The 21,369-nt window shown below is 71.2% G+C and carries 18 protein-coding genes, 1 tRNA gene and 1 pseudogene; 14 read left to right on the forward strand and 6 right to left on the reverse strand.

Annotation, left to right across the window (positions count from 1 at the left end):
- The 11 genes and pseudogenes from D8M35_RS16590 to D8M35_RS09615 all read left to right on the forward strand — a co-directional run.
- Positions 1 to 424 (forward strand): annotated as a pseudogene (locus D8M35_RS16590) (hypothetical protein); the annotation flags it as partial.
- Positions 424 to 1,023 (forward strand): recombination mediator RecR, encoded by a 600-nt coding sequence (gene recR, locus D8M35_RS09570; RefSeq protein ID WP_126891653.1) that lies wholly within the window; start codon positions 424 to 426, stop codon positions 1,021 to 1,023. The pseudogene D8M35_RS16590 and the gene recR, both read left to right, overlap by 1 nt.
- A gap of 121 nt (positions 1,024 to 1,144) precedes the next feature.
- A complete protein-coding gene (locus D8M35_RS09575; RefSeq protein ID WP_126891654.1) occupies positions 1,145 to 2,410 on the forward strand; it encodes an aspartate kinase in 1,266 nt (421 codons plus the stop codon).
- A 37-nt stretch (positions 2,411 to 2,447) separates the two neighbouring features.
- Positions 2,448 to 3,497 (forward strand): aspartate-semialdehyde dehydrogenase, encoded by a 1,050-nt coding sequence (locus tag D8M35_RS09580; protein WP_126891655.1) that lies wholly within the window; start codon positions 2,448 to 2,450, stop codon positions 3,495 to 3,497.
- A 113-nt stretch (positions 3,498 to 3,610) separates the two neighbouring features.
- Positions 3,611 to 5,098, forward strand: coding sequence for a malate:quinone oxidoreductase (locus D8M35_RS09585; protein WP_126891656.1), 1,488 nt, complete (start codon positions 3,611 to 3,613; stop codon positions 5,096 to 5,098).
- A 56-nt stretch (positions 5,099 to 5,154) separates the two neighbouring features.
- A complete protein-coding gene (locus tag D8M35_RS09590) occupies positions 5,155 to 6,369 on the forward strand; it encodes an Rv2578c family radical SAM protein (RefSeq protein ID WP_126891657.1) in 1,215 nt (404 codons plus the stop codon).
- 157 nt (positions 6,370 to 6,526) lie between these two features.
- On the forward strand, positions 6,527 to 7,819 hold the full coding sequence (locus D8M35_RS09595) for a sensor histidine kinase (RefSeq protein ID WP_126891658.1): 1,293 nt from the start codon (positions 6,527 to 6,529) through the stop codon (positions 7,817 to 7,819).
- The gene (locus D8M35_RS09600; protein WP_126891659.1) at positions 7,816 to 8,994 is read left to right on the forward strand and encodes a hypothetical protein; all 1,179 of its coding nucleotides are present in this window, start codon (positions 7,816 to 7,818) and stop codon (positions 8,992 to 8,994) included. The genes D8M35_RS09595 and D8M35_RS09600 overlap by 4 nt, the downstream gene beginning before the upstream one ends.
- Entirely contained in the window at positions 8,981 to 9,682 is a 702-nt protein-coding gene (locus D8M35_RS09605; RefSeq protein WP_238638176.1) for a response regulator transcription factor, read from the forward strand. Before D8M35_RS09600 ends, D8M35_RS09605 begins: the two co-directional genes overlap by 14 nt.
- A complete protein-coding gene (locus tag D8M35_RS09610) occupies positions 9,682 to 10,317 on the forward strand; it encodes a thymidine kinase (RefSeq protein ID WP_126891660.1) in 636 nt (211 codons plus the stop codon). The genes D8M35_RS09605 and D8M35_RS09610 overlap by 1 nt, the downstream gene beginning before the upstream one ends.
- Before the next feature lie 121 nt (positions 10,318 to 10,438).
- A complete protein-coding gene (locus tag D8M35_RS09615) occupies positions 10,439 to 11,476 on the forward strand; it encodes an LLM class flavin-dependent oxidoreductase (RefSeq protein ID WP_126891661.1) in 1,038 nt (345 codons plus the stop codon).
- 53 nt (positions 11,477 to 11,529) lie between these two features.
- On the opposite strand, the gene D8M35_RS09620 is transcribed toward D8M35_RS09615, so the two are convergent.
- From D8M35_RS09620 to D8M35_RS09640, 5 genes are all read right to left on the reverse strand, one after another.
- Positions 11,530 to 12,150: a response regulator transcription factor gene (locus D8M35_RS09620; protein ID WP_126891662.1), complete on the reverse strand. Its 621-nt coding sequence runs from the start codon at positions 12,148 to 12,150 to the stop codon at positions 11,530 to 11,532.
- On the reverse strand, positions 12,147 to 13,175 hold the full coding sequence (locus D8M35_RS09625) for a sensor histidine kinase (RefSeq protein WP_126891663.1): 1,029 nt from the start codon (positions 13,173 to 13,175) through the stop codon (positions 12,147 to 12,149). The genes D8M35_RS09620 and D8M35_RS09625 overlap by 4 nt, the downstream gene beginning before the upstream one ends.
- 186 nt (positions 13,176 to 13,361) lie before the next feature.
- Positions 13,362 to 13,435 (reverse strand) — tRNA-Pro (locus D8M35_RS09630).
- Between the two features lie 105 nt (positions 13,436 to 13,540).
- Positions 13,541 to 14,497, reverse strand: a complete 957-nt coding sequence (locus D8M35_RS09635) for a metallophosphoesterase (protein WP_126891664.1) — start codon at positions 14,495 to 14,497, stop codon at positions 13,541 to 13,543.
- Positions 14,494 to 17,055 carry a transglycosylase domain-containing protein gene (locus D8M35_RS09640; protein ID WP_126891665.1) on the reverse strand — a complete coding sequence of 854 codons (2,562 nt, stop codon included), beginning with the start codon at positions 17,053 to 17,055 and terminating at the stop codon, positions 14,494 to 14,496. The genes D8M35_RS09635 and D8M35_RS09640 overlap by 4 nt, the downstream gene beginning before the upstream one ends.
- Positions 17,056 to 17,105: 50 nt before the next feature.
- On the opposite strand from D8M35_RS09640, the gene D8M35_RS09645 reads away from it, so the two are divergent.
- Together D8M35_RS09645 and D8M35_RS09650 are read left to right on the forward strand one after the other, a co-directional pair.
- Positions 17,106 to 17,264 carry a DUF4177 domain-containing protein gene (locus tag D8M35_RS09645; protein ID WP_111227112.1) on the forward strand — a complete coding sequence of 53 codons (159 nt, stop codon included), beginning with the start codon at positions 17,106 to 17,108 and terminating at the stop codon, positions 17,262 to 17,264.
- On the forward strand, positions 17,261 to 17,722 hold the full coding sequence (locus D8M35_RS09650) for a RidA family protein (RefSeq protein WP_126891666.1): 462 nt from the start codon (positions 17,261 to 17,263) through the stop codon (positions 17,720 to 17,722). The genes D8M35_RS09645 and D8M35_RS09650 overlap by 4 nt, the downstream gene beginning before the upstream one ends.
- A 79-nt stretch (positions 17,723 to 17,801) precedes the next feature.
- On the opposite strand, the gene acs is transcribed toward D8M35_RS09650, so the two are convergent.
- The gene (gene acs, locus D8M35_RS09655) at positions 17,802 to 19,754 is read right to left on the reverse strand and encodes an acetate--CoA ligase (RefSeq protein WP_126891667.1); all 1,953 of its coding nucleotides are present in this window, start codon (positions 19,752 to 19,754) and stop codon (positions 17,802 to 17,804) included.
- A 542-nt stretch (positions 19,755 to 20,296) separates the two neighbouring features.
- Here acs and D8M35_RS09660 point away from each other — a divergent pair.
- Complete coding sequence (locus D8M35_RS09660) at positions 20,297 to 21,355, forward strand: CpaF family protein (RefSeq protein ID WP_126891668.1); 1,059 nt, start codon at positions 20,297 to 20,299, stop codon at positions 21,353 to 21,355.
- Positions 21,356 to 21,369 lie beyond the last annotated feature (14 nt).

Below are 21,369 nucleotides of genomic sequence, written 5' to 3' on the forward strand. Positions count from 1 at the left end.
GGACACGGCACCCGCGGGGACGACGGCACCGGAGCAGTCGACGACACCGGAGCAGTCCCCGACGCCGTCGGCTCGTGACGACCTGCCGGTCGACGACTACCCGCTCGACGACGAACCGTACGACGACGGAGCGCCGTTCCCCGATCCGGGGCCCTCCTCGGGCGGCCGGTCGGTCCGGCCCGAACCCGGGCAGGCGCCGCAGCCGTCCGGCGCCGCGGAGGCGCAGCAACACCAGCAGGCCGCGGCGCACCAGACCGGCGTGCAGCAGACCAGTGCGGTGCAGCAGCGCCAGGCACCGCAGCGGTCTGCCCCGCCCCAGGTCCGACGGACACCGGTCGCCGGTCGCTACGGTGAGGCGGTCGTCCGTGAGATCCTCGGCGCGCAGTTCATCGAGGAGACCGCCCTGCACGAGGAAGGCGCCTGATGTACGACGGCATCGTCCAGGACCTGATCGACGAGTTCGGTCGCCTGCCGGGCATCGGCCCGAAGTCAGCCCAGCGCATCGCGTTCCACATCCTGCAGACCGAGTCGTTCGACCCGGCCAGGCTCTCCGAGCTCCTCGCCGAGGTCAAGGAGAAGGTCCGCTTCTGCGAGGTCTGCGGCAACGTCACCGAGCACGTCCGGTGCAGCATCTGCCGGGACCCGCGCCGATCGCCGACCGTCATCTGCGTGGTGGAGGAGGCGAAGGACGTCGCGGCGATCGAGCGCACCCGTGAGTTCCGCGGGCTCTACCACGTGCTCGGCGGTGCGATCAGTCCGATCGACGGTGTCGGCCCGGACGACCTGCGCATCCAGCAGCTCATGACGCGACTGGCCGACGGCACCGTGGACGAGGTGATCATCGCCACCGACCCGAACCTCGAGGGCGAGGCGACGGCGACCTACCTGAGCCGACTGCTCGTCCCGATGGGCATCCGCACCACGCGCCTGGCGTCCGGCCTGCCCGTCGGCGGCGACCTGGAGTACGCGGACGAGGTCACGCTCGGCCGCGCCTTCGAGGGCCGTCGCCTGGTCGGCGGCTGACGGTCGCCCGCGCAGGATCGTTGCGTCGAGGCCGCCTCGCACGCAACATCCGCGGAACACCCTCTACGATTGTCAGACCGCGCGACCGTCGCGGAACCGTCGTCCCCGGGAGTACCAGCCAGTGGCCCTGATCGTGCAGAAGTTCGGTGGATCGTCCGTCGCGGACGCCGAGAGCATCAAGCGCGTGGCGAAGCGGATCGTCCAGACGAAGAAGGCGGGCAACGACGTCGTCGTGGCCGTCTCCGCGATGGGCGACACCACCGACGAGCTCGTCGACCTCGCGCACTCCGTGACGCCGATCCCCGCAGGTCGTGAGCTCGACATGCTGCTGACCGCGGGGGAGCGCATCTCGATGGCGCTGCTCGCGATGGCGATCAAGAGCCTCGGGGTCGAGGCCTCGTCCTACACGGGCAGCCAGGCGGGCATGCTCACGGACGCGCAGCACGGCAAGGCCCGGATCGTCGATGTGACACCGAAGCGCGTGCGCGAGGCGCTCGACGCCGGGCACGTCGCGATCGTCGCCGGCTTCCAGGGGTTCAACCGCACGACGGGCGAGATCACCACGCTCGGTCGCGGCGGGTCGGACACCACGGCCGTCGCCCTCGCGGCGGCGCTCGACGCGGACGTCTGCGAGATCTACACCGACGTCGACGGCATCTTCACCGCGGACCCCCGCGTCGTGCCGAAGGCGAAGAAGGTCGACCGGATCACCAGCGAGGAGATGCTCGAACTCGCCGCGTCCGGCGCCAAGGTCCTGTACATCCGCGCCGTCGAGTACGCCCGTCGGCACGGCGTCACCCTGCACGTCCGGTCCTCGTTCAGCAACGCCGAGGGCACCATCGTCTACAACCCTGTAGAGGGGGAAACCGTGGAAGAACCGATCATCACCGGCATCGCCGGAGACCTCTCCGAGGGCAAGATCACCGTCGTCGGCGTGCCCGACACCCCCGGCAAGGCAGCTGAGATCTTCACGATCGTGGCCCGCGCCGGCGCCAACATCGACATGATCGTGCAGAACGTGTCCGAGGCGGTCACCGGGCGCACGGACATCTCGTTCACGCTGCCGAAGGACCAGGGCCAGGGCGTCCTGACCGCGCTCGAGGTGGCGAAGGCCGACATCGGGTACGAGGGCATCCAGTACGACGACCAGATCGGCAAGCTCGCGCTCGTCGGTGCCGGCATGCGCACCAACGCCGGCGTCTCCGCGGCGCTCTTCCGCGCCCTGCACGAGGCGTCCATCAACATCGAGATGATCTCCACCTCGGAGATCCGCATCTCGGTCGTGACGCGGGCCGACACCCTGAACGAGGCCATGCGCGTCGTGCACCAGGCGTTCGGGCTGGACGCCGACCAGGAAGCCGTCGTCTACGCCGGTACCGGGCGCTGAGCGCGCCACCCGGACGATCCACGAGCAGGAGCACCACATGAGCACCACCGTCGCCGTCGTCGGCGCCACCGGCCAGGTCGGCGCCGTGATGCGTCGCCTCCTCGAGGAGCGTGCGTTCCCGGCCGACCACGTCCGGTTCTTCGCGAGCGCCCGGTCCGCCGGCACGACGCTGCGGTTCCGCGGCGAGGAGATCGTCGTCGAGGACTCCGAGACCGCCGATCCCTCGGGCATCGACATCGCGCTGTTCTCGGCCGGTGCCACCGCGTCGCGCGCCCTCGCGCCGAGGTTCGCCGCCGCCGGTGCGGTGGTCGTCGACAACTCCAGCGCCTGGCGGATGGACCCGGAGGTGCCGCTGGTCGTGAGCGAGGTCAACCCGCACGCGATCGACGAGGCGCCGAAGGGCATCATCGCGAACCCGAACTGCACGACGATGGCGATCATGCCGGTGCTCAAGGTGCTCGACACCGAGGCAGGGCTCCGCCGCCTCGTGGCGACCACGTACCAGGCCGTGTCCGGGTCGGGCCTCGCCGGTGTCGAGGAGCTCCTCGGCCAGGCGCGTGCCGCACTCGAGCAGGACACCGCGGCGCTCACGCACGACGGTTCCGCGGTCACCTTCCCGGAGCCCGTGAAGTACGTGCGCCCGATCGCGTTCGACGTCGTCCCCCTCGCGGGCAGCATCGTCGAGGACGGCCAGGGCGAGACCGACGAGGAGAAGAAGCTCCGCAACGAGAGCCGCAAGATCCTCGAACTGCCGGACCTGCTCGTCGCGGGCACGTGCGTCCGCGTCCCGGTGTTCACCGGCCACTCCATCTCGGTGCACGCCGAGTTCGCGCAGCCGCTGTCGCCCGAGCGGGCGACCGAGATCCTGGCCACCGCCCCGGGCGTCGAACTCGCGGACGTCCCCACGCCGCTGCAGGCAGCCGGCCAGGACCCGTCCTTCGTCGGCCGCATCCGTGCCGACCAGTCCGCACCCGATGGCCACGGTCTGGTGCTCTTCGTCAGCAACGACAACCTGCGCAAGGGTGCCGCGCTCAACGCGGTGCAGATCGCCGAGACGATCCTCGAGCGCCGCGCGGTCGCGGCGTAGCGACCATCGTCGACGACACGACACCTGACGGACGGGAGGCCCGTGGCGACACCGCCACGGGCCTCCCGTCCGTTGATGCCCACCCTGTCAGCGCGCGCTTGTAGGATCGGTACGTGGCAGTGAAGCAGGTGGATCCGATCGACGTCGTCCTGGTCGGGGGAGGGATCATGAGCGCCACGCTCGGCGCCATCATCCACCGCCTCGAACCCACGTGGAAGATCCGCGTGTACGAGCGGCTCGGCTCCGTCGCGCAGGAGTCCTCGAACCCGTGGAACAACGCCGGGACCGGGCACTCCGCGCTGTGCGAGCTGAACTACACGCCGGAGATGCCCGACGGTCACGTCGACATCGCCAAGGCTGTCACCGTGAACGAGCAGTTCCAGGTCTCGCGGCAGTTCTGGGCGCACCTGGTCGAGACGGGCGCGCTGCCGCAACCCTCGAACTTCATCAACCCGACGCCGCACATCTCCTTCGTCTGGGGCGCGGACAACGTCGAGTACATGCGCAAGCGCTACGAGGCGCTCAAGGGTCACCCGCTCTTCGCCGGCATCGAGTACTCCGACGACCCGGCGCAGATCCGGAAGTGGGCTCCGGCGCTCATCCCCGGCCGCAAGAAGGACCAGCCGATCGCCGCGACGTACTCGGCGGCCGGGTCGGACGTGGACTTCGGTTCGCTCACGCAGCAGCTCTTCGACGGGCTCGAGATCGAGGGCGTGGAGTTCGAGCCGTCGCACCAGGTGAGGAAGATCACCCGCTCGAAGACCTCCGAGGGATGGGCGCTCGACGTCCGCAACGAGATCGGCCGGTCGACGCAGCGCATCGCTGCGAAGTTCGTCTTCGTCGGCGCGGGTGGCGGCGCCCTGCACCTGCTGCAGAAGTCGGGCATCCCGGAGATCCGCGGGTACGGCGGCTTCCCGGTGTCGGGCGAGTTCCTGCGCACCGACGACCCGGAGGTCGTGCAGAAGCACTCCGCGAAGGTGTACGGCAAGGCGAGCGTCGGTGCGCCGCCGATGTCCGTGCCGCACCTCGACACCCGCATCGTCGACGGCAAGGCGTCGCTGATGTTCGGTCCCTACGCGGGCTTCAGTCCGAAGTTCCTCAAGCAGGGTTCCCTGCTCGACCTCTTCCGCTCGATCCGTCCGCACAACCTCCGTCCGATGCTCAGCGTGGCGTTCTCGAACTTCGACCTGGTCCGGTACCTGGTGGGGCAGCTCCTCGCGTCGAAGCAGACGAAGTTCGACGCGCTCCGGGACTTCATGCCGACGGCCGAGCCCGGCAACTGGCACCGCATCACGGCGGGGCAGCGCGTGCAGGTCATCAAGCCGGACCGGGAGAAGGGCGGCGTGCTGCAGTTCGGGACCGAGGTGATCACCTCGGCGGACGGTTCGATCGCCGGGCTGCTCGGCGCGAGCCCGGGCGCGTCCACCGCGGTGCCGATCATGCTGTCGATGCTGCAGCGGTGCTTCCCGGACCGATGGGACGCCTGGGCCCCGATGGTCAGGACCATGGTGCCCACGTACGGCAAGGACCTCGGGGCCGATCCGCAGCTCGCCGACGAGACGCTCGAGCACACCGCGAAGGTCCTCGGCCTGCACCACTGACGTCCTGGGCCGCCCGGGGACTTGCAGGTCGTTCGAACGTGTGTTCGAATGAGGGCATGCGGTGGAGCGGGCAGGCGATCGGGGCGGAGCACGACGGAGCACTCCCCGGGCTCGAGTCGAACAGCGGGCTGGTGCGCAGCGTCACCATGCCGGAGTTCGCCGGCGTGACCTTCCACGAGGTCCTGGCGAAGAGTGCCCTGAACCGGGTGCCGGCGGCCGACGGGAGCGGGACCTACGGGTGGACCATCAACCCCTACCGCGGGTGCAGCCACGCGTGCGTCTACTGCTTCGCCCGGCCCACCCACACCTACCTCGAGTTCGACGGGGGCGCGGACTTCGACCATCAGATCGTCGTCAAGACGAACGTGGCCGACGTCCTGCGCCGTGAGCTCCGGAAGCCGACGTGGGACCGTCACCCCGTCGCGCTCGGCACGAACACCGACCCGTACCAGCGGGCCGAGGGGCGCTACCGCCTGATGCCCGGCGTGATCCGTGCGCTGGCCGAGTCGGGGACGCCCTTCAGCATCCTGACGAAGGGCACGCTGCTGCGGCGGGACCTGCCCCTGCTGGTCGAGGCGGCACGGAGCGTGCCGGTCGACCTGGCGATGTCCATCGCGGTGTACGACGACGAGCTGCAGCAGCAGGTCGAGCCGGGGACCCCGACGACCGCCGCCCGACTCGCGACCGTGCGGGCGATCCGTGACGCCGGGCTCGAGTGCTCGGTCTTCCTCATGCCGGTGCTCCCGTTCATCACGGACACCCGCGCGCACCTCGACCAGGCGATCGGTCGGGCGGCCGACGCGGGCGCCTCCAGCGTCATGTACTCCGCGCTGCACCTGCGCCCGGGCGTCAAGCCGTGGTGGGCCGCGTGGCTGCAGCGGACGCGCCCCGACCTCGTCGCCCGCTACCGGTCGATGTACCTCGACAACACGTACGCGCCCGCCGACTACCGGCGCTGGCTCGCGGACCGGGTGCGCCCGATCCTCGCCGCGCACGGTCTCGGGCTCGGCCGGGTCGACCCCACGACCGGGTCGATGGGCTTCAGTGAACAGGCGCACCTCGTGCCGGACAGCACGGTCTCGGCCGCAGCGTCCGGCGGGCCGTCCGGGGTGACCGGCGCTCGCATCACGAACGGGTACCGCGTCCCGGTGTCACTCGACGAGCAGTCCCGCCCGACCTCGTCACCGCTCAAGCGCGCGGACCCCGGCTTCGACCGACGTGGCGCCGCGGTGGCAGCGGTCGGCAGCGGGACCGGGCCGACCCTGTTCTGACGAGCGTCCACCTTCCGCGTTCGGGGGACACCCTGTGTCGGTGATCGGCGGTAGCATCGATCGGGTCGCCGGATCGTGCTCGTTTCGGGGTACACGCTCGGCCCTGACCGGCCGCGTGGTACGGCGACCGGACGACTCCCGGAAGGACCTTCGACCCGTGCTCGGCATCCCCACGCACCTCGCTCCGCGAGTGAACGCGTGGTCGACCGTGCGCGCGTTCCACGCTGCGGCGATCGGTTCCGTCGTCGCCGCCGCCGTCACGCTGCTGCTGTACCGTCTGGCCGAGCCCGACGTGCGGGTCGCCGGGGCCGTGCTCGCACTCCTGCCGATGCTGGCGATGATCGGCGTGCACGTGCAGTTCGCCACCTGGCGCTCGGCCGTGGCGTTCCTGCTCACCGGTGGGGTGTGCACGTGGTGGTTCACGACGATCGTGCAACGCGAGGTCCCTGCGGGATGGGTGACGAGCTACCTGCTGTCGCTCGCGGTGATCCCGCTCGTGCTCGTGGGCGGCGCCGGCGCGGTCGCGAGCCGCGTCGTCGTCTGGTCGATCGGCGGGTTCCTGGTCGGCCGGCTCGCGACGGGGATCGCCGTGCTGCAGTCCGGCGGGCCGCCCCGGCCGCTCGTGCTCGCCTGGATCACGCTGGGGTTCGTGGTCGCCCTCGTGCTCTTCACCAGTCGGAACACCGCGCGGTCCGAGCGTGTCCAGCCCGAGCTGCTCCGCTCCGCGCGCGAGGAGCACGTGTCCGCCTACCGCGCCGGTGTCGAGGCCGAGGCCGCGGCGATCCTGCACGACACCGTCCTGAACCACCTCGGGGCCATCGCCCTGGCACCCGACGGACCGATGGACCCCCAGCTGGCGCGGACCGTCGAGGCCGACGTCGCGATGCTCACCGGCAAGCAGTGGCTGGCTCCGGCCGAGCGGTCCGACGAGCCGGACCCGGCTGCTGCCGGTACCGCGTTCACCGCGATGGTCGACGAGTACCGTGCCCAGGGCCTCACGGTCACGGTGACCGGGGACCCCGGTGCCCTGGTGCGGCTCGACCCGTCCGCGACGACCGCCCTGCTGCGTGCCGTGGGACAGTGCCTGGCGAACGTCCGGAAGCACGCCGGCACCGATGCCGCCGAGGTCAGCGTCTTCGACGACGGTGCGTCGTGCACCGTCATGGTGGTCGACGACGGCCGCGGGTTCGACGAGCAGGAGACCGGGAACGACCGGATGGGGCTGCGCGGCTCGGTCCGCGAACGCATCGGTCGTGTCGGCGGTGACGTGCAGGTCTGGTCGTCGCCGGGCTCCGGCACCAGCGTGATGATGACCGTCCCCTACACGCGCGAGGACACCGCTCGTGCCGACGGAGCGGGCACCGGTGGCATGCGGTCCGGCGGCCTCCGGACCAGCGGCGCCGCCTCCTACGCCGTGACCGGCGAGTCCGATCGGGGGACCACCCGGTGAGCCGCGTCGACGCGGTGCGCGCGGCGGTCCGGAGTGCCCGGACGGCGCAGCAGTGGGACCCGCTCGGCGCCATGGGGTCCCGTCCGCTCGCGGTGCTGCTCGGTGCCGCCGGCATCCTGTGGGCACTCCTCGTCTCGGTGTTCGACCGCGATGTGGTCGGGAGCCCGACCCTCAGTGCGCTCACGGTGCTGCTGCTGGCGGCGTCCGCGGCGGTCGTCGTCACGGCCTCCTCGCCGTTCCGTGCTCCCTTCCCGCGCTGGGCCTACGTGCTCCACGTCGTGCTGCTCGGAGCCGCGACGATCGCCAGCGTCGCCGCGCAGTGGGGGCCGGACCGCAACGCGATGAACGACTTCATGTCCGTGCTCACCGCGACCGGCATCGTCATGGTCGCGCCCTACCGACCGTGGCGCGACCTGGCGGTCGGCGGGATCGTCCTCGCCGCGGTCGACGCCGCGGCCTGGGGGATCGCCGCCGCCGAGTTCCCCCACCAGGTGCCCACGGCCGTCGCGGCCTTCCTCGCAGCGGCGCCCACCCTGGTCCTCACCGGCGCATCGGTCGTCTTCGCCTGGACGTTCGGTGGACTGGCGGAGCGCGTGCAGATCCGTGCCGGCTCGTACTCCGTCGCGCGCGCCGAGCGGGACGGCATCGCGGCGAGCGTGCAGCAGGACCGGTCCGTCGTCCTCAGCCGTGACGTCGCCCCGTTCCTCACCGAGCTCCGGACCAGCGAGGTGATCACCGACGCCGACCGTGCACGCGCCCGTGCCATCGCGGACGGCATCCGGCGCGCCATGGTCGCCGACGCCGACCGGACCTGGTTCGAGTACGCGGTGACCGTCGACGGTGGGTCGGTGGAGTCGGTCGACGACCCGGACGGCCTCGTCGCGACGCTCGACACCGACCAGCGCACGGTGGTCCGCACCTTCCTCCGCGCGGCACTCGGCGCAGCGACCGTCGACCCGGCACGCTTCCGCGCCGTCGTGCGCCGTGCGGAGGAACCGGGGTCCCCTCCCGAGCGGGTCGAGGTCCGCCTGGAGCTCGCGGTCGACGACTCCGACGTCGGCATCCACCGGACGTTCGACCCGTACTTCGCGGTCCTCCGCGTGACCTTCCCCGACCTCGACGTCGCCGTCCGCCCATCGTCCCTCGCACTAAGGTTCTCCTATGACCAGCACTGACCCGAACCGGACCACGGAGGGCGTGCCCGCGCTCCCGCAGCCCGGAACCCGACGCGTGCGGCTGGCGATCCTCGACGACCACGAGGTGCTGCTCGACAGCCTGTCGAGCTGGATCGCCGTGAACGCCTTCGACTTCGATCTCGCCCTGACCGCGCACACGTGGCTCGAGATGGTGCACAGCGAGAACTTCCCGACGGACCTCGTGTTCCTCGACTTCCAGCTCAAGGAGCCGGTGTCGATCGAGGCGCGCGTCCGCACCTGCCGGGCCGCCGGCGCGAAGGTCATCGTGCTGTCGAGCGTCGACAGCCGTGAGTCGCGCGACCGCGCGCTCGCAGCCGGCGCGGCCGCGTTCCTGTCGAAGTCGCTGCCGATGCGCGAGGTCATGGACGTCGCGCGCGAGGTCATGGGGGTCTCCCGCGAGACCCCGCCGCAGCGCGACTGGCGGCCGCTGCCGACCGGCGCGAGCGCGCACCAGCGGCCGAAGCTCAGCGCGGGTGAGGAAGAGGCACTCCGCCTGTACGTGTCCGGCTACTCGACCAACGAGGTCGCCGCGCAGATGAACGTGCAGTACGAGACCGCCAAGACGTACCTGCGTCGCGTGCGCGAGAAGTACAGCAAGGTGGGACGTCCCGCGTCGAAGAAGTCGGACCTCATCCGCCGCGCCGCCGAGGACGGGTTCCTCGCGTAGTGGCGAAGCTCTACTTCCGGTACGGCGCGATGAACAGCGGCAAGAGCACCGGGCTGCTGCAGGCGGCGTTCAACTACGAGGAGCGCGGGCAGCGCGTCCTGCTGGCGAAGCCGTCGGTCGACACCAAGGGCGACCGCGAGATCGTCTCCCGTCTCGGTGTCACCCGGACGGTCGACGTCGTCCTCGCCCCGCACGACGACGTCCGTGCGGCGGTCGCCGAGGCCGGTGCGAGCGACCCCGAGTCGGACCGGCTCGACGGCATGGTGCGCCCGGTGAGCTGCGTGCTCGTCGACGAGGCGCAGTTCCTCACCCCGCGACAGGTCGACGACCTGCTCCGCGTCGCCGTGCTCGACGAGGTCCCCGTGCTCGCCTACGGCATCCGCACCGACTTCCGCACCGAGGCGTTCCCCGGCAGCGCCCGGCTGCTCGAGGTCGCGCACTCGCTCGAGGAGCTCAAGACCATCTGCCGCTGCGGTCGCAAGGCCGTCTTCAACGCCCGGAAGGTCGACGGTCACTTCGTCTTCGACGGGTCGCAGGTCGCGATCGACGGCGTCGACGTCACGTACGAGTCGCTGTGCGCGAACTGCTACCTCAGCGAGTCCGGCGGACGGCTCGACGGCGAGCTCGCGCACTGACCCGGCCCACGTCCGTCAGGTGACCCGCCGACGGACGGGAGGCGCGGCGCAGCGCCGCCACGCGCCTCCCGTCCGTCCCGTGGTGCGGAATGCGCGCACGCCGGCGACGGTTGACGTCCGCATGAGCGACGCCACCGTGCACCTGTCCGTCCTCGACCTGGCCACCCGCGAGTACGGCCAGTCGAACACCGAGGCCCTGCAGGGCTCGATCGACATGGCCGTGCACGCCGAGCAGCTCGGGTACGAGCGCGTCTGGGTGGCGGAGCACCACGGCATGCCGGGCATCACCTCGTCCGCGCCCGCCGTCCTGCTCAGCGCGGTGGGGGCCGCGACGTCGCGGATCCGGATCGGTTCCGGCGGCGTGATGCTGCCGAACCACGCGCCGCTCGTGATCGCCGAGCAGTTCGGCACGCTGCGGGCGCTCTACGGCGACCGCGTCGACCTCGGCATCGGACGGGCCCCCGGGACCGACGGCGCGACCGCGATGGCCCTGCGTCGCACCGACCGGCTCGACGTCGACGACTTCCCGCAGCAGCTCGCGGACCTCATCGGCTTCTTCACCGGCATGGACGCGTCGAACCCGCTGTCACGCATCCGCGCCGTGCCGGGCTACGGCGACGTGCCCGAGTTCTGGCTGCTCGGCTCCTCGGGCTACAGCGCGCAGGTCGCCGGTGCACTCGGGGTCTCGTTCGCCTTCGCGCACCACTTCGCGTCGGACAACACCGAGGCGGCACTCGCGCTCTACCGCGACTCGTTCCGTCCGTCCCGCTTCCGGCAGACCCCGAACGCGCTGATCGGCGTGCAGGTCGTCACCGACGAGGACCCGGCGGTCGTGGAGGAGCAGAGTGCTCCCGGGATGATCTCGTTCATCCGGATGCGACAGGGCGCGAAGCCCGAGCCGGTGTCGATGGAGGAGGCCCGTGCGTACGAGTTCTCCGACCTCGAGCGCCGGTTCATCGCCGCGCGCACGGAGCGGCAGGCCTACGGTTCGCGGGACCAGGTCGCGGCGAAGATCAACGAGCTCGTCGCGTCGACCGGCGCGGACGGCGTCATCGTCGCACCGGGGGCCGCACAGGCGCGCTACCGGCACCAGGCGCTCGACGTGGTGGCGTCGCTGCAGGCCGAGGGGCTCCTCGTGCCCGCGGGAGCCACGGTCTAGCCGGGCCGCCTCGCCACGGACCGTCGGCGTCCGGCTGCCCGCGCCCGTCGCCGTCAGGGGAGCAGGCCGAGGCGCTTCGCGGCGGTGATCGCACCGACGCGTGTGCCGACGTCGAGCTTCCGGTAGACGTTGTACACGTGCCGCTTCACCGTCCCGACGGCGAGTCCGAGCTCCGCGGCGATCTCGGCGTTCGAGCGAGCAGCGGCCACGAGTCCGAGCACCTCGACCTCGCGGTCGCTGAGCGGGGACCCGGCACGCGCGTCGGTGACGAGGTCGACCGGGAAGGTCACCGGTGACGCCCCTGCCCGTGTCGCCCGGACGATCCGTTCGACGAGCTCACGGCTCGGCGTGTCCTTCGTCACGAAGTCCACAGCGCCGGCGTCGAGCAGGGCGCGACGCAGGACGGCGTCGCGGTGCATCGTCAGCACGACGATGCTGATGTGCGGGTGGGTGCGACGAACGGTGGCGATGGTCGTGCGCGCCGGTGGGCCGTCGAGCTCGACGTCGAGCAGGAGCACGTCGATTGCCGCGGACTCGGGGGAGTCGAGCACGTCGGACGGCCGTTCCCCGTGGGCGACCACGCGGATCGTGGGCACGGCGGACAGGATCGTCGCGAGCCCCTCGCGGAAGAGTCGGTGGTCGTCGACGAGTGCGACGTGGGTGACGGCGGTCACAGGGCCCCCCTCGGGACGGTCAGGCGGACGGTGGTGCCCGAGCCCGGGGTGCTCTCGACGTCGAGGCGGGCACCGAGCACCCCCGCACGTTCTCGCATCGTGCGCTGGCCGAGGCGGCCCTCGGGGACCGCGCCCGGCGTGAACCCGGGCCCGTCGTCCCGCACCGTCGCGACGACCGTCGCCGGTGACCAGGCGAACTCGACCGTCGCCGTGGAGCCCGGAGCGTGCTTCCGACGGTTGGTGAGCGCTTCGAGCAGGATGGTCAGCGCCTCCTCGGCCTTCCAGTTCGGCAGCGCACCGGCGACGCCCGTGGTCGTGATCACGAGGCGGTCGTCCCCGGGGAACAGGTCGTCCACGTGCCGCCGGAGGGCATCGTCGAGCCGGTCCGCACCGACCCGGGCGTGCAGTGACAGGGCGAGGTCCTGCACGTCGGTCAGCGCACCCCGGAGCAGCCGCCCTGCGGACTCGAGCTGCGCGGTGCGCTCCGCGTCATCGGGGTCGGTCAGCAGCACGAGATCGAGGCGCTGCAGCCCGGCGAGGACGCCGTGCGCGACGCGGTCGTGCAGGTCGCGTGCGATCTGCTCGCGCGAGTCCAGGTTCGTCGAGGTCACCCGCTGGCGGAGCGCCTCCGTGTACGCGATCGCGCCGGCCGGGAACCGGCTCCAGACGCCGGCGTGCAGCGCCCGCGTGGCGCGGAGGACCTCGTTGGCGGATCGCGCACCGACCTCGTCGACGAACACCGGCAGGTAGGCGTCGAAGAGCATCTCGGCCGCCAGCATGGCGCCCGCGGGGTGCTGCGCGTGCTCGGCGTGCAGGGCGCCGGTCGCGAGGTGCGCCGGGTCGAGGTAGCGGTCGCTCACGACGCTCCCGGCTCCGTCTCCGGACGCGTACCGCTCGTGTGCGTCGGCGATCATCGACGTCACGTTGTCGAGGAGGCTCTGCGCGAGGACCGGGTCGTCGGCGAGTTCCGGGAAACGGGCGCCGATGTCCGCGAGGACGGCGGCGAGCGGGGCGGGGATCGTCATGACGGTTGCGAGCGTAGCGGGGGAGGTCGCACGGCTGCGCCCGATCGCTCGGCGATGTGTCCTGTGGCACAGGGCCCGCAGCCCGCCTGGTGGTGCCTGCCCTGCGTGCGTGCTCGTCCGGCGAAAGCAGCAGGGCCCCGATCCGAGCGGATCAGGGCCCTGCTGTTCTACTGTCTCAACACAGTGTCGGGGTGACAGGATTTGAACCTGCGACCTCCTCGTCCCGAACGAGGCGCGCTACCAAGCTGCGCCACACCCCGCGGTGTGGTTGCTCCGAACCGGAGCGACCAGGAAAGTCTACCGGACGTTCGAGGGTGCTCACGACCATTCGGGGAACACCCGGGCGCGTCGCGGCGACGGTCCGCTCAGGCCGTCCGCGCGGTCAGGGTCACGACGACCGCCTCGGGGCGGCACGAGAAGCGCACCGGTGCGTAGATCGACGTCCCGATCCCCGCTGACACCTCGAGCCACGACCAGTGCCCACGGTGCTGCCACTTGTGCAGTCCGCTGACGTACTGCCGGGGGAGGTCCGAGTTCGTGACGAGCGCGCCGACGCCCGGCACCTGCACCTGCCCACCGTGGGTGTGCCCGGCGAAGACGATGTCGGCACCCTGGTCGACGAAGGCATCGAGGACGCGACGGTACGGCGCGTGCGTGATGCCGATCGCCACGGGGGAAGGGCCGTCCTCGTCCTCGGTCCACGGCACGGCGCTGCGCATCTCGTCGACGTTTGTGGGCAGCAGGTCGAGGCGGTCCCAGTCGCGGTGCGCGTCCGACGTGCCGAACAGCTCGAACCGGGATCCGCGGAGCTCGATCGCGTGCGCCTGGTCGTTGACGTCGAGCCACCCGAGTGACTCGAAGAACGCGGTCTGCCGGTCGATGTCGAGCTCGACCGGACGGCGCCCGGTGTGGTGACTGCTCGGGCCGGTGAAGTACCGGAAGGGGTTGCGCGGCGAGGGTCCGTAGAAGTCGTTCGACCCGTGCGCGAAGGCCCCCGGGACACCGCGGAACGGCTCGAGCGCGTACTCGACCGCGGCGTTGGCCGTCGGGTGCCCGAGGTTGTCTCCCGTGTTCACCACGAAGTCCGGCTCGACCAGGCTGAGGTCACGGAGCCACTGCTGCTTGTCGGCCTGCCACGGTGCCATGTGGATGTCAGAGAGGTGCAGGACCGTCACGTCCCGCGAGCCCTCCGGCAGTACCGGGACGGTCTCCCAGCGGATGCCGAAGCGGTGACGCTCGACGAGGGAACCCCACGCCGCCGTCGCCGCTCCGACGGCCGCGCCCGCTGCGATCACTCCCAGCGCGGCGCGACCGCGACTCACCTGCAGTCCTTCGGTGCGTTGCCGTCCTTGTCGCCGAAGAGCTGCACCGTCACCGTCGCGTCCTTGCCGATCGCGGTGCCCTCACCCGGGTCGACAGCGGCGACCGTGCACTGGTTGCCGCCGTCGCCCTTCGCGTACTGCCCGGACAGCGCGACCGTCGTGATGCCGGCCCCCTGCAGGGCGTTCTTGGCGTCACCGACGCTCTTCCCGGTGATCTGCGGGACCGTCGTCTGGCTGCCGTCGGTCGTGAAGACCGTCACGCTCGACCCCGTCGACAGGAGCGACCCCGCTGCCGGTGACGTCGACGAGACCGTCCCGGGAGTCCCGCCGCCGGCCTGCGCGCCGCCGTCGACGTAGGTGAAGCCGGCACCGGCGAGCGTGGCGCGGGCGTCGTCAGCGGTCTTCCCGCTCACGTCGGGCACGGCGACGCTGTTCCCGCGCAGGGCGGTCTGGGACGGCGTCGGGAACGGGTCGGCCGGGTGCAGGTTGTTGATCGGGATCATCGCCTGCTGCCACACGTGGGCACGCTGCGACGCGTAGGAGCCGTAGCCCGCGCCGCTGTTGTAGTGCCGCAGGTTGGTCTTCGCACCGTCGGTGTTGCCCTGCCAGTAGGCGGTCGCGACCTTCGAGCTCGCACCAACGAGCCAGATCTGGTCCGCGTCGTCCGTGGTGCCCGTCTTGGCGAACAGCTGCGTGCCGTCCGGGGTCTGCGCGCCCACGGCGGTGCCGGACTGGATCGTCCCGCGCATCGCGAAGGCGGCGGTCGCGGCGACGCTCGGGTCGAGCACCTGCTTGCACTGCTTCGGCTGCCCGCCGAGCTGCTTGCCGGAGGCGTCGGTGACCTGGTCGATCGCGATCGGGGCGCAGTAGATGCCGCCGTTCGCGATGGTCGCGTAGGCGGACGCCATCGTGAGCGGCGCGATGTTGTTCGTCCCGAGGATCGACGACGGGTAGGCGTTCAGCTCCGTCTTCTCGTCGGCGGAGTGCACACCGAGGTCCTGGGCCGTCTGCCGGATGTCGCACAGGTCGAGCTTCGCGGCCATCGAGGCGAACGCCGCGTTCACGGAGAGCGCGGTCGCACGGGCCACGGTGAACTGGCCCTTCTCGCCCGCAGAGTCGTTCTTCGGGGCCCACGGCGAGGTGATGGTGGAGCCGCACTGGGTCCACCGCGACGTGTTGTGCGGGGTGCCGTTGACGCTCTCGTTCAGGCCGTGTCCGGCCTTCAGCCAGTCGAGCAGCGTGAAGACCTTGTACGTCGACCCGACCTGGAAGCCGATGGAGCCGCCGTACTCCTTGTCGACGCTGTAGTTGATGGACGTCGCGGTCGGGGGCGACTGCAGGGACTGGTCGTAGTCCTTGTTCTGCGCCATCGTCAGGATTCGTCCGGTCGATGCCTCGACGGAGTTGAGCGCACTGCCGAGCTGCAGGCGCGACTCGGTGTTCGGGTCGAAGGTGTTCAGCAGGGTCTTCTGCTGCGCGGTCAGGTCGATGTCCAGCGTGGTCTGGATCTTGTACCCGCCGTTGCGCCAGGCCTGGTCGCGCTCCTTCTGCGTGCCGCCGAGCTGCGACATCTGCTTGACGACCTTCACCGCGTAGTCGCAGAAGAACTGCGCGCCGTTGCCGGCAGCCGACTTGCAGCCCTGGCTCGGCTCGGTCAGGTGCACGTAGTCGGCGGGGTTCGACGCGATCGCCTGGTCGAACTCCTCCTTGGTCAGGTGCTTCTGCGCGTACATCGACTTGAGGATGACGTCGCGGCGGGCCTTGTTGGCCTCGTAGTTCTCCGGCTTCGCCAGGTTGCGCGTGTTCGGCGACTGCACGATCGCCAGGATCGAGGCGGCCTCGGCCGGGGTGAGGTCGGTGGCCGACTTGTTGAAGTAGTGCTGCGCGGCGGCCTGTACACCGTAGGTCTGGTCGCCGAAGTAGGCGATGTTGAGGTACCCGGTCAGGATCTCCTTGTGCGAGTACTTCTTCGCCAGGCCGATGGCGAGCTTCATCTCCTCGAGCTTGCGGGGGATGGTCTGCTCGACGGCGTCGTTGTACGCCTTCTGGCGCTCTTCCTCGGTCGGGAGCTCGAGGGCCTGCTGCATCTTGATGTTGCGGACGAGCTGCATCGTCAGGGTCGAGCCACCGCCCGACTCGCCGAGCCCGCCGGCGATGCTGCCGACGCCGGCGCGCACGAGCGACGTCATGTCGACGCCACCGTGGTCCCAGAAGCGCTTGTCCTCGCCGTCGATCGCGGCGTTCTTCAGCTGGTCGCTGATCTGGTCGTACTGGAGCTCCTCGCGGTTCTGGTCGTAGACCGTCGCGAGCTGGACCGGCTGCCCGTTGCTGTAGGCGTAGATCTCGTTGCGCTGCGGGAGGTCACCGATCTCGATGTACTCCGGCAGGGACTCGAACACGCCGATGGTCGAGGTCGTGGTGACACCGGCGACGGCGATCGCCGGGGTGACCCCGATCGTCACCAGCAGACCGGCGAGCGCGCTGAACCCGACGAAACCGACGAAGGCGCCGATCGCGGAGACGGGCTTGGTCCGCGAGGCAGACTTCTGGGCAGACATAGGATGCAGCCTAAACGACGCCCACGACTGAAAGGCTGGCAAGGAACCGCATGACTCGCTGGGAGTACTTCACCACGCCGTTGATGATCCACAACACCGCTGCCATCCTCAACGCCCACGGCGACGAGGGCTGGGAGCTGGTCCAGGTCGTCACCGGTCCCGAGGGCGGACTCGTCGCCTACCTGAAGCGCCCGAAGGCCGACGCGTGAGCGTCGCGGACCGCCTCGCCGATCTGGGGCTGACGCTCCCGCCGGTCGCCGCACCGGTCGCCGCCTACGTCCCCGCGGTCGTCTCCGGCCAGTACGTCCACACGGCCGGCCAGCTGCCGTTCGTCGACGGCGCACTGCCCGTCACCGGCAAGGTCGGGGCGTCGGTCGACGCCGAGACCGCCACCGCGCAAGCCCGCGTGGCCGCGCTCAACGCGCTTGCGGCCGTCGAGTCGGTCGCCGGCTCGCTCGACCGCGTCGCCCGGGTCGTCAAGGTCACCGTGTTCGTCGCGTCGGAACCGTCCTTCACGGGCCAGCCCGGGGTCGCCAACGGCGCTTCCACCTTGGTCGGCGAGGTCTTCGGGGACGCCGGCGTCCACGCGCGCAGCGCGGTGGGCGTGGCCGTGCTCCCGCTGGACGCACCGGTCGAGGTCGAGCTGGTCGTGGAGCTGACCGACTGACGGACCGTCAGTCTCGTGCGCAACGCAGGTGGGGCCTCCAGTCCGGGTCGGACGGGAGGCCCCACGCACGTTCCGTGGTCTACATCAGTTCCGCGATGGTCGCCATGATCGTCGGGTCGGCCAGCGTGGTCGTGTCGCCGATGCGGCGGCCCTCGGCCGCGTCGCGGAGCAGGCGGCGCATGATCTTGCCCGAGCGCGTCTTCGGCAGTTCCGGCACCACGACGACCTGCCGCGGCTTCGCGATCGCGCCGATGCGCGTGCCGACCCAGTCGCGGAGCTCCTTCGAGACGGCCTCGCGGTCGACGCCCTCGGCCGCCTCGGCGGTCAGGATGACGAACGCGACGACCGCCTGACCGGTCGTCTCGTCGGCGGCGCCGACGACGGCGGCCTCCGCGACGCCCTCGTGCCCGACGAGGGCGGACTCGATCTCCGCGGTGGAGAGCCGGTGGCCGGAGACGTTCATCACGTCATCGACGCGACCCTGCACCCAGATGTCGCCCTGCCCGTCGAGCCGTGCGCCGTCACCGGCTAAGTAGCGGCCGGGGAAGCGCGACCAGTAGGTCTCGACGAAGCGGTCGGGGTCGTTCCAGATGCCGCGGGCCATCGAGGGCCACGGCTCGGTGATCGTGAGGTAGCCGCTCTCGCCGGGGTCGGCGCGGTGCCCCTCCTCGTCGACGATCTCGGCGACGATGCCCGGCAGCGGGGTCTGCGCGGCGCCGGGCTTCAACTTCGTGACACCGGGCAGTGCCGAGATCATGATCGCGCCGGTCTCGGTCTGCCACCAGGTGTCGACGATCGGCGTGCGGTCGTGTCCGATGACCTGCCGGTACCACTGCCACGCCTCGGGGTTGATGGGTTCGCCGACGCTGCCGAGCAGGCGGAGCGTCTCGAGACTCCGTGCCTCGGGGATCTGCCTGCCGGCCTTCATCGCCGCGCGGACCGCGGTCGGGGCGGTGTAGAGGACGGTGACGCCGTAGCTGTCGACGATGTCCCACCAGCGGCCGGGCTTCGGCTCGTCGGGCGTGCCCTCGTACAGCACCTGCGTGACGCCGTTCGCGAGCGGGCCGTAGACGACGTAGGAGTGCCCCGTGATCCAGCCGATGTCGGCGGTGCACCAGTAGACGTCCTTCTCCGGGTGCATGTCGAAGACGTTCCGGTGCGTGTAGGCGGCCTGCGTCAGGTAGCCGCCCGAGGTGTGCACGATGCCCTTCGGCTTCCCGGTCGTGCCCGAGGTGTAGAGGATGAACAGGGGCGTCTCGGCCGGGAACGCCTGTGCCTCGTGCTCGGGGGCGGCCTTCGCCAGTTCGTCGTGCCACCACAGGTCGCGGTCGGTCCAGGCGATCTCGTTGCCGCCGCGCTTGACGACGAGGACGTGCTCGACGGTGTCCGTGCCCTCGCCGGTCAGGGCCTCGTCGACCGCGGGCTTGAGCGGCGAGACCGCGCCGCGTCGCCAGCCGCCGTCCGCGGTGACGACGAGCTTCGCGCCGGCGTCCTCGATGCGGGCGCGGAGGCTCTCGGCACTGAACCCGCCGAAGACGACCGAGTGTACGGCGCCGATCCGGGCGACCGCGAGCATGGTGACGACGGCCTCGGGGATGAGGGGCATGTAGACGACGACGCGGTCGCCCTGCACGACGCCGAGGTCGGTGAGCATGTTGGCGGCGCGCTGCACGTCGGCGGTGAGCTCGGCGTAGGTGATGCGGCGTGTGTCGCCGGGGGCGCCCTCGAAGTGGATGGCCACGCGGTCGCCGTTGCCCGCGCGGACGTGCCGGTCGAGGCAGTTCTCGGCGACGTTGAGCGTGCCGTCGTCGAACCACTTCGCGAACGGCGCGCCGGACCAGTCCAGCGTGCGGGTGAACGGCGTGCGCCAGTCGAGCAGTGTCCGGGCCTGGTCCGCCCAGAACGCCTCGCGGTCGGCGGCGGCGGCCTCGTGGAGGTCCTCCCGCGCGACTGCGTCGGCGACGAAGTCCGCCGTGGGAGCGAAGGTCGGGCCGTCCTCGTGACGTTCGTCGGCCTGGGTCGGTGTGGACATCGGTGTCCTCTCGCATCGGTGCGGCTGGGGTGCAGTCGGAGACTACCCCCGGTGCGGGACCACCCTGCGGGGCCGAGCGGACATTCCGGCCACCGAGTTGCCGAGCATGGGCTGTCATGGGGTACAGTGGTTCCTGCCGGACTCGTTTCCGGTGGCACCGGGCCGGATTCCCCCCAATCCACCGATGCCAAGGCGGCACCAGTTCCCCCCAACAGGTGCCGCCTCTTCTTTTTGTCCGACGCCTGTCGTGCAGCGACCCGAGGCTGCAGGTGTCGATCCGCGTGCTGGTGCCGAAGAGTGGACAGAGCTGTCCACGTCGTCGGTGCAGGGCCGACCGAGGGACGGCTCCGGCTGTGCGCGTCAGCTCGGTCGGCCGTCCGCGTCGTTCCCTCGTCGCCCCGCGGCCGGAGACCGGACACCGAACGGGGTACGGCTTTGCGTGACGGGGTACAACACGGTGCTCCTGGGGTGTCGAGCCGACGGTCTCCACAGGACATACCGATCCCTGCGCTGTGCGCAGTCCGCCGACCTAGCGTCGTCGCATGCACCGCCACCGAGCCGACACCGCCCGGGCCGACCACCACGCCGCTCCGAGGGCCGGCTCCGGAGGGCCCGGTGCTGTGCCGTTCCTGCCGGGAGCCGAGCGGGCTCGACGACGGAGGAACCTCGATCCGTCGGTGTTCGAGGAACTCGCGGCCCTCGTGTCCGACGCGACGACGACGGACGTGCTCGTCGTCGGCGGACACGGCACGTGGATCGACCGCGGACGAGGGCTCGAACCCGCTCGTCCCGAGCTCCCGGAGCGGCGGGCCCGCGCGCTCGCCGCGGAGCTCGTCGCCCTCGGCGGGCGGCACGTCGACGAGACGACACCGTGCGCGGACGTGCGGCACGGCGACGGCGTGCGCGTGCACGTCGTCCTCGCGCCGGTGTCGGTGGGCGGGACCGCGTTGTCCATCCGGCTGCCACGACCCGAACGCCCGACGCTCGCCGAGCTCGAGCGGCTCGGGACGTTCCGCGCTGTTCGACGCGCCGTCCTCGAGGACGCGGTCGCCGGACGGCGCAACGTGCTCGTCACGGGTGCGACCGGCAGCGGGAAGACGACCGTGCTCGCAGCGATGCTCGGCGCGGTGCCCCACGACGAGCGGATCGTCACGGTCGAGGACACCGCGGAGCTCCGGATCGAGCACCCGCACGTGGTCGGGCTCGAGGCGCGGCAGGCGTCCGCCGAGGGGACGGGAGCGATCGGACTCGACCGGCTCGTGCGCGAGGCCCTGCGGATGCGCCCGGACCGGTTGGTCGTGGGGGAGTGCCGCGGTGCCGAGGTCCGCGAGCTCCTCGGAGCCCTGAACACCGGACACGACGGCGGAGCCGGCACCCTGCACGCCAACGGACTCGCCGACGTGGGGGCGCGGCTCGAGGCGCTCGGCGCGCTCGCCGGCCTCGGGCCGCAGGTGCTCGCGCGACAGGTCGTCAGCGCCGTCGACCTCGTCGTGCACCTCGAACGCCGACAGTCGTGGCGCGGGGTCGCGGCGGTCGGGACCTGCGTGCTCGACGGCGACCGGCGGCTCGAGGTCCGCCCCGTCGATCCCGGCGGCCGGTGAGTCGTCGTCGGAGC

It is taken from the genome of Curtobacterium sp. HSID17257 (assembly GCF_003989515.1).
Lineage (GTDB): Bacteria > Actinomycetota > Actinomycetes > Actinomycetales > Microbacteriaceae > Curtobacterium.

Bases quoted from the DNA above. Each gene is read 5' to 3' on its own strand.
- recR (WP_126891653.1), top strand. From the start codon at position 424: ATGTACGACGGCATCGTCCAGGACCTGATCGACGAGTTCGGTCGCCTG.
- D8M35_RS09580 (WP_126891655.1), top strand. From the start codon at position 2,448: ATGAGCACCACCGTCGCCGTCGTCGGCGCCACCGGCCAGGTCGGCGCC.
- D8M35_RS09590 (WP_126891657.1), top strand. From the start codon at position 5,155: ATGCGGTGGAGCGGGCAGGCGATCGGGGCGGAGCACGACGGAGCACTC.
- D8M35_RS09605 (WP_238638176.1), top strand. From the start codon at position 8,981: ATGACCAGCACTGACCCGAACCGGACCACGGAGGGCGTGCCCGCGCTC.
- D8M35_RS09615 (WP_126891661.1), top strand. From the start codon at position 10,439: ATGAGCGACGCCACCGTGCACCTGTCCGTCCTCGACCTGGCCACCCGC.
- D8M35_RS09625 (WP_126891663.1), bottom strand. From the start codon at position 13,175: ATGACGATCCCCGCCCCGCTCGCCGCCGTCCTCGCGGACATCGGCGCC.
- D8M35_RS09640 (WP_126891665.1), bottom strand. From the start codon at position 17,055: ATGTCTGCCCAGAAGTCTGCCTCGCGGACCAAGCCCGTCTCCGCGATC.
- D8M35_RS09645 (WP_111227112.1), top strand. From the start codon at position 17,106: ATGACTCGCTGGGAGTACTTCACCACGCCGTTGATGATCCACAACACC.
- acs (WP_126891667.1), bottom strand. From the start codon at position 19,754: ATGTCCACACCGACCCAGGCCGACGAACGTCACGAGGACGGCCCGACC.
- D8M35_RS09660 (WP_126891668.1), top strand. From the start codon at position 20,297: ATGCACCGCCACCGAGCCGACACCGCCCGGGCCGACCACCACGCCGCT.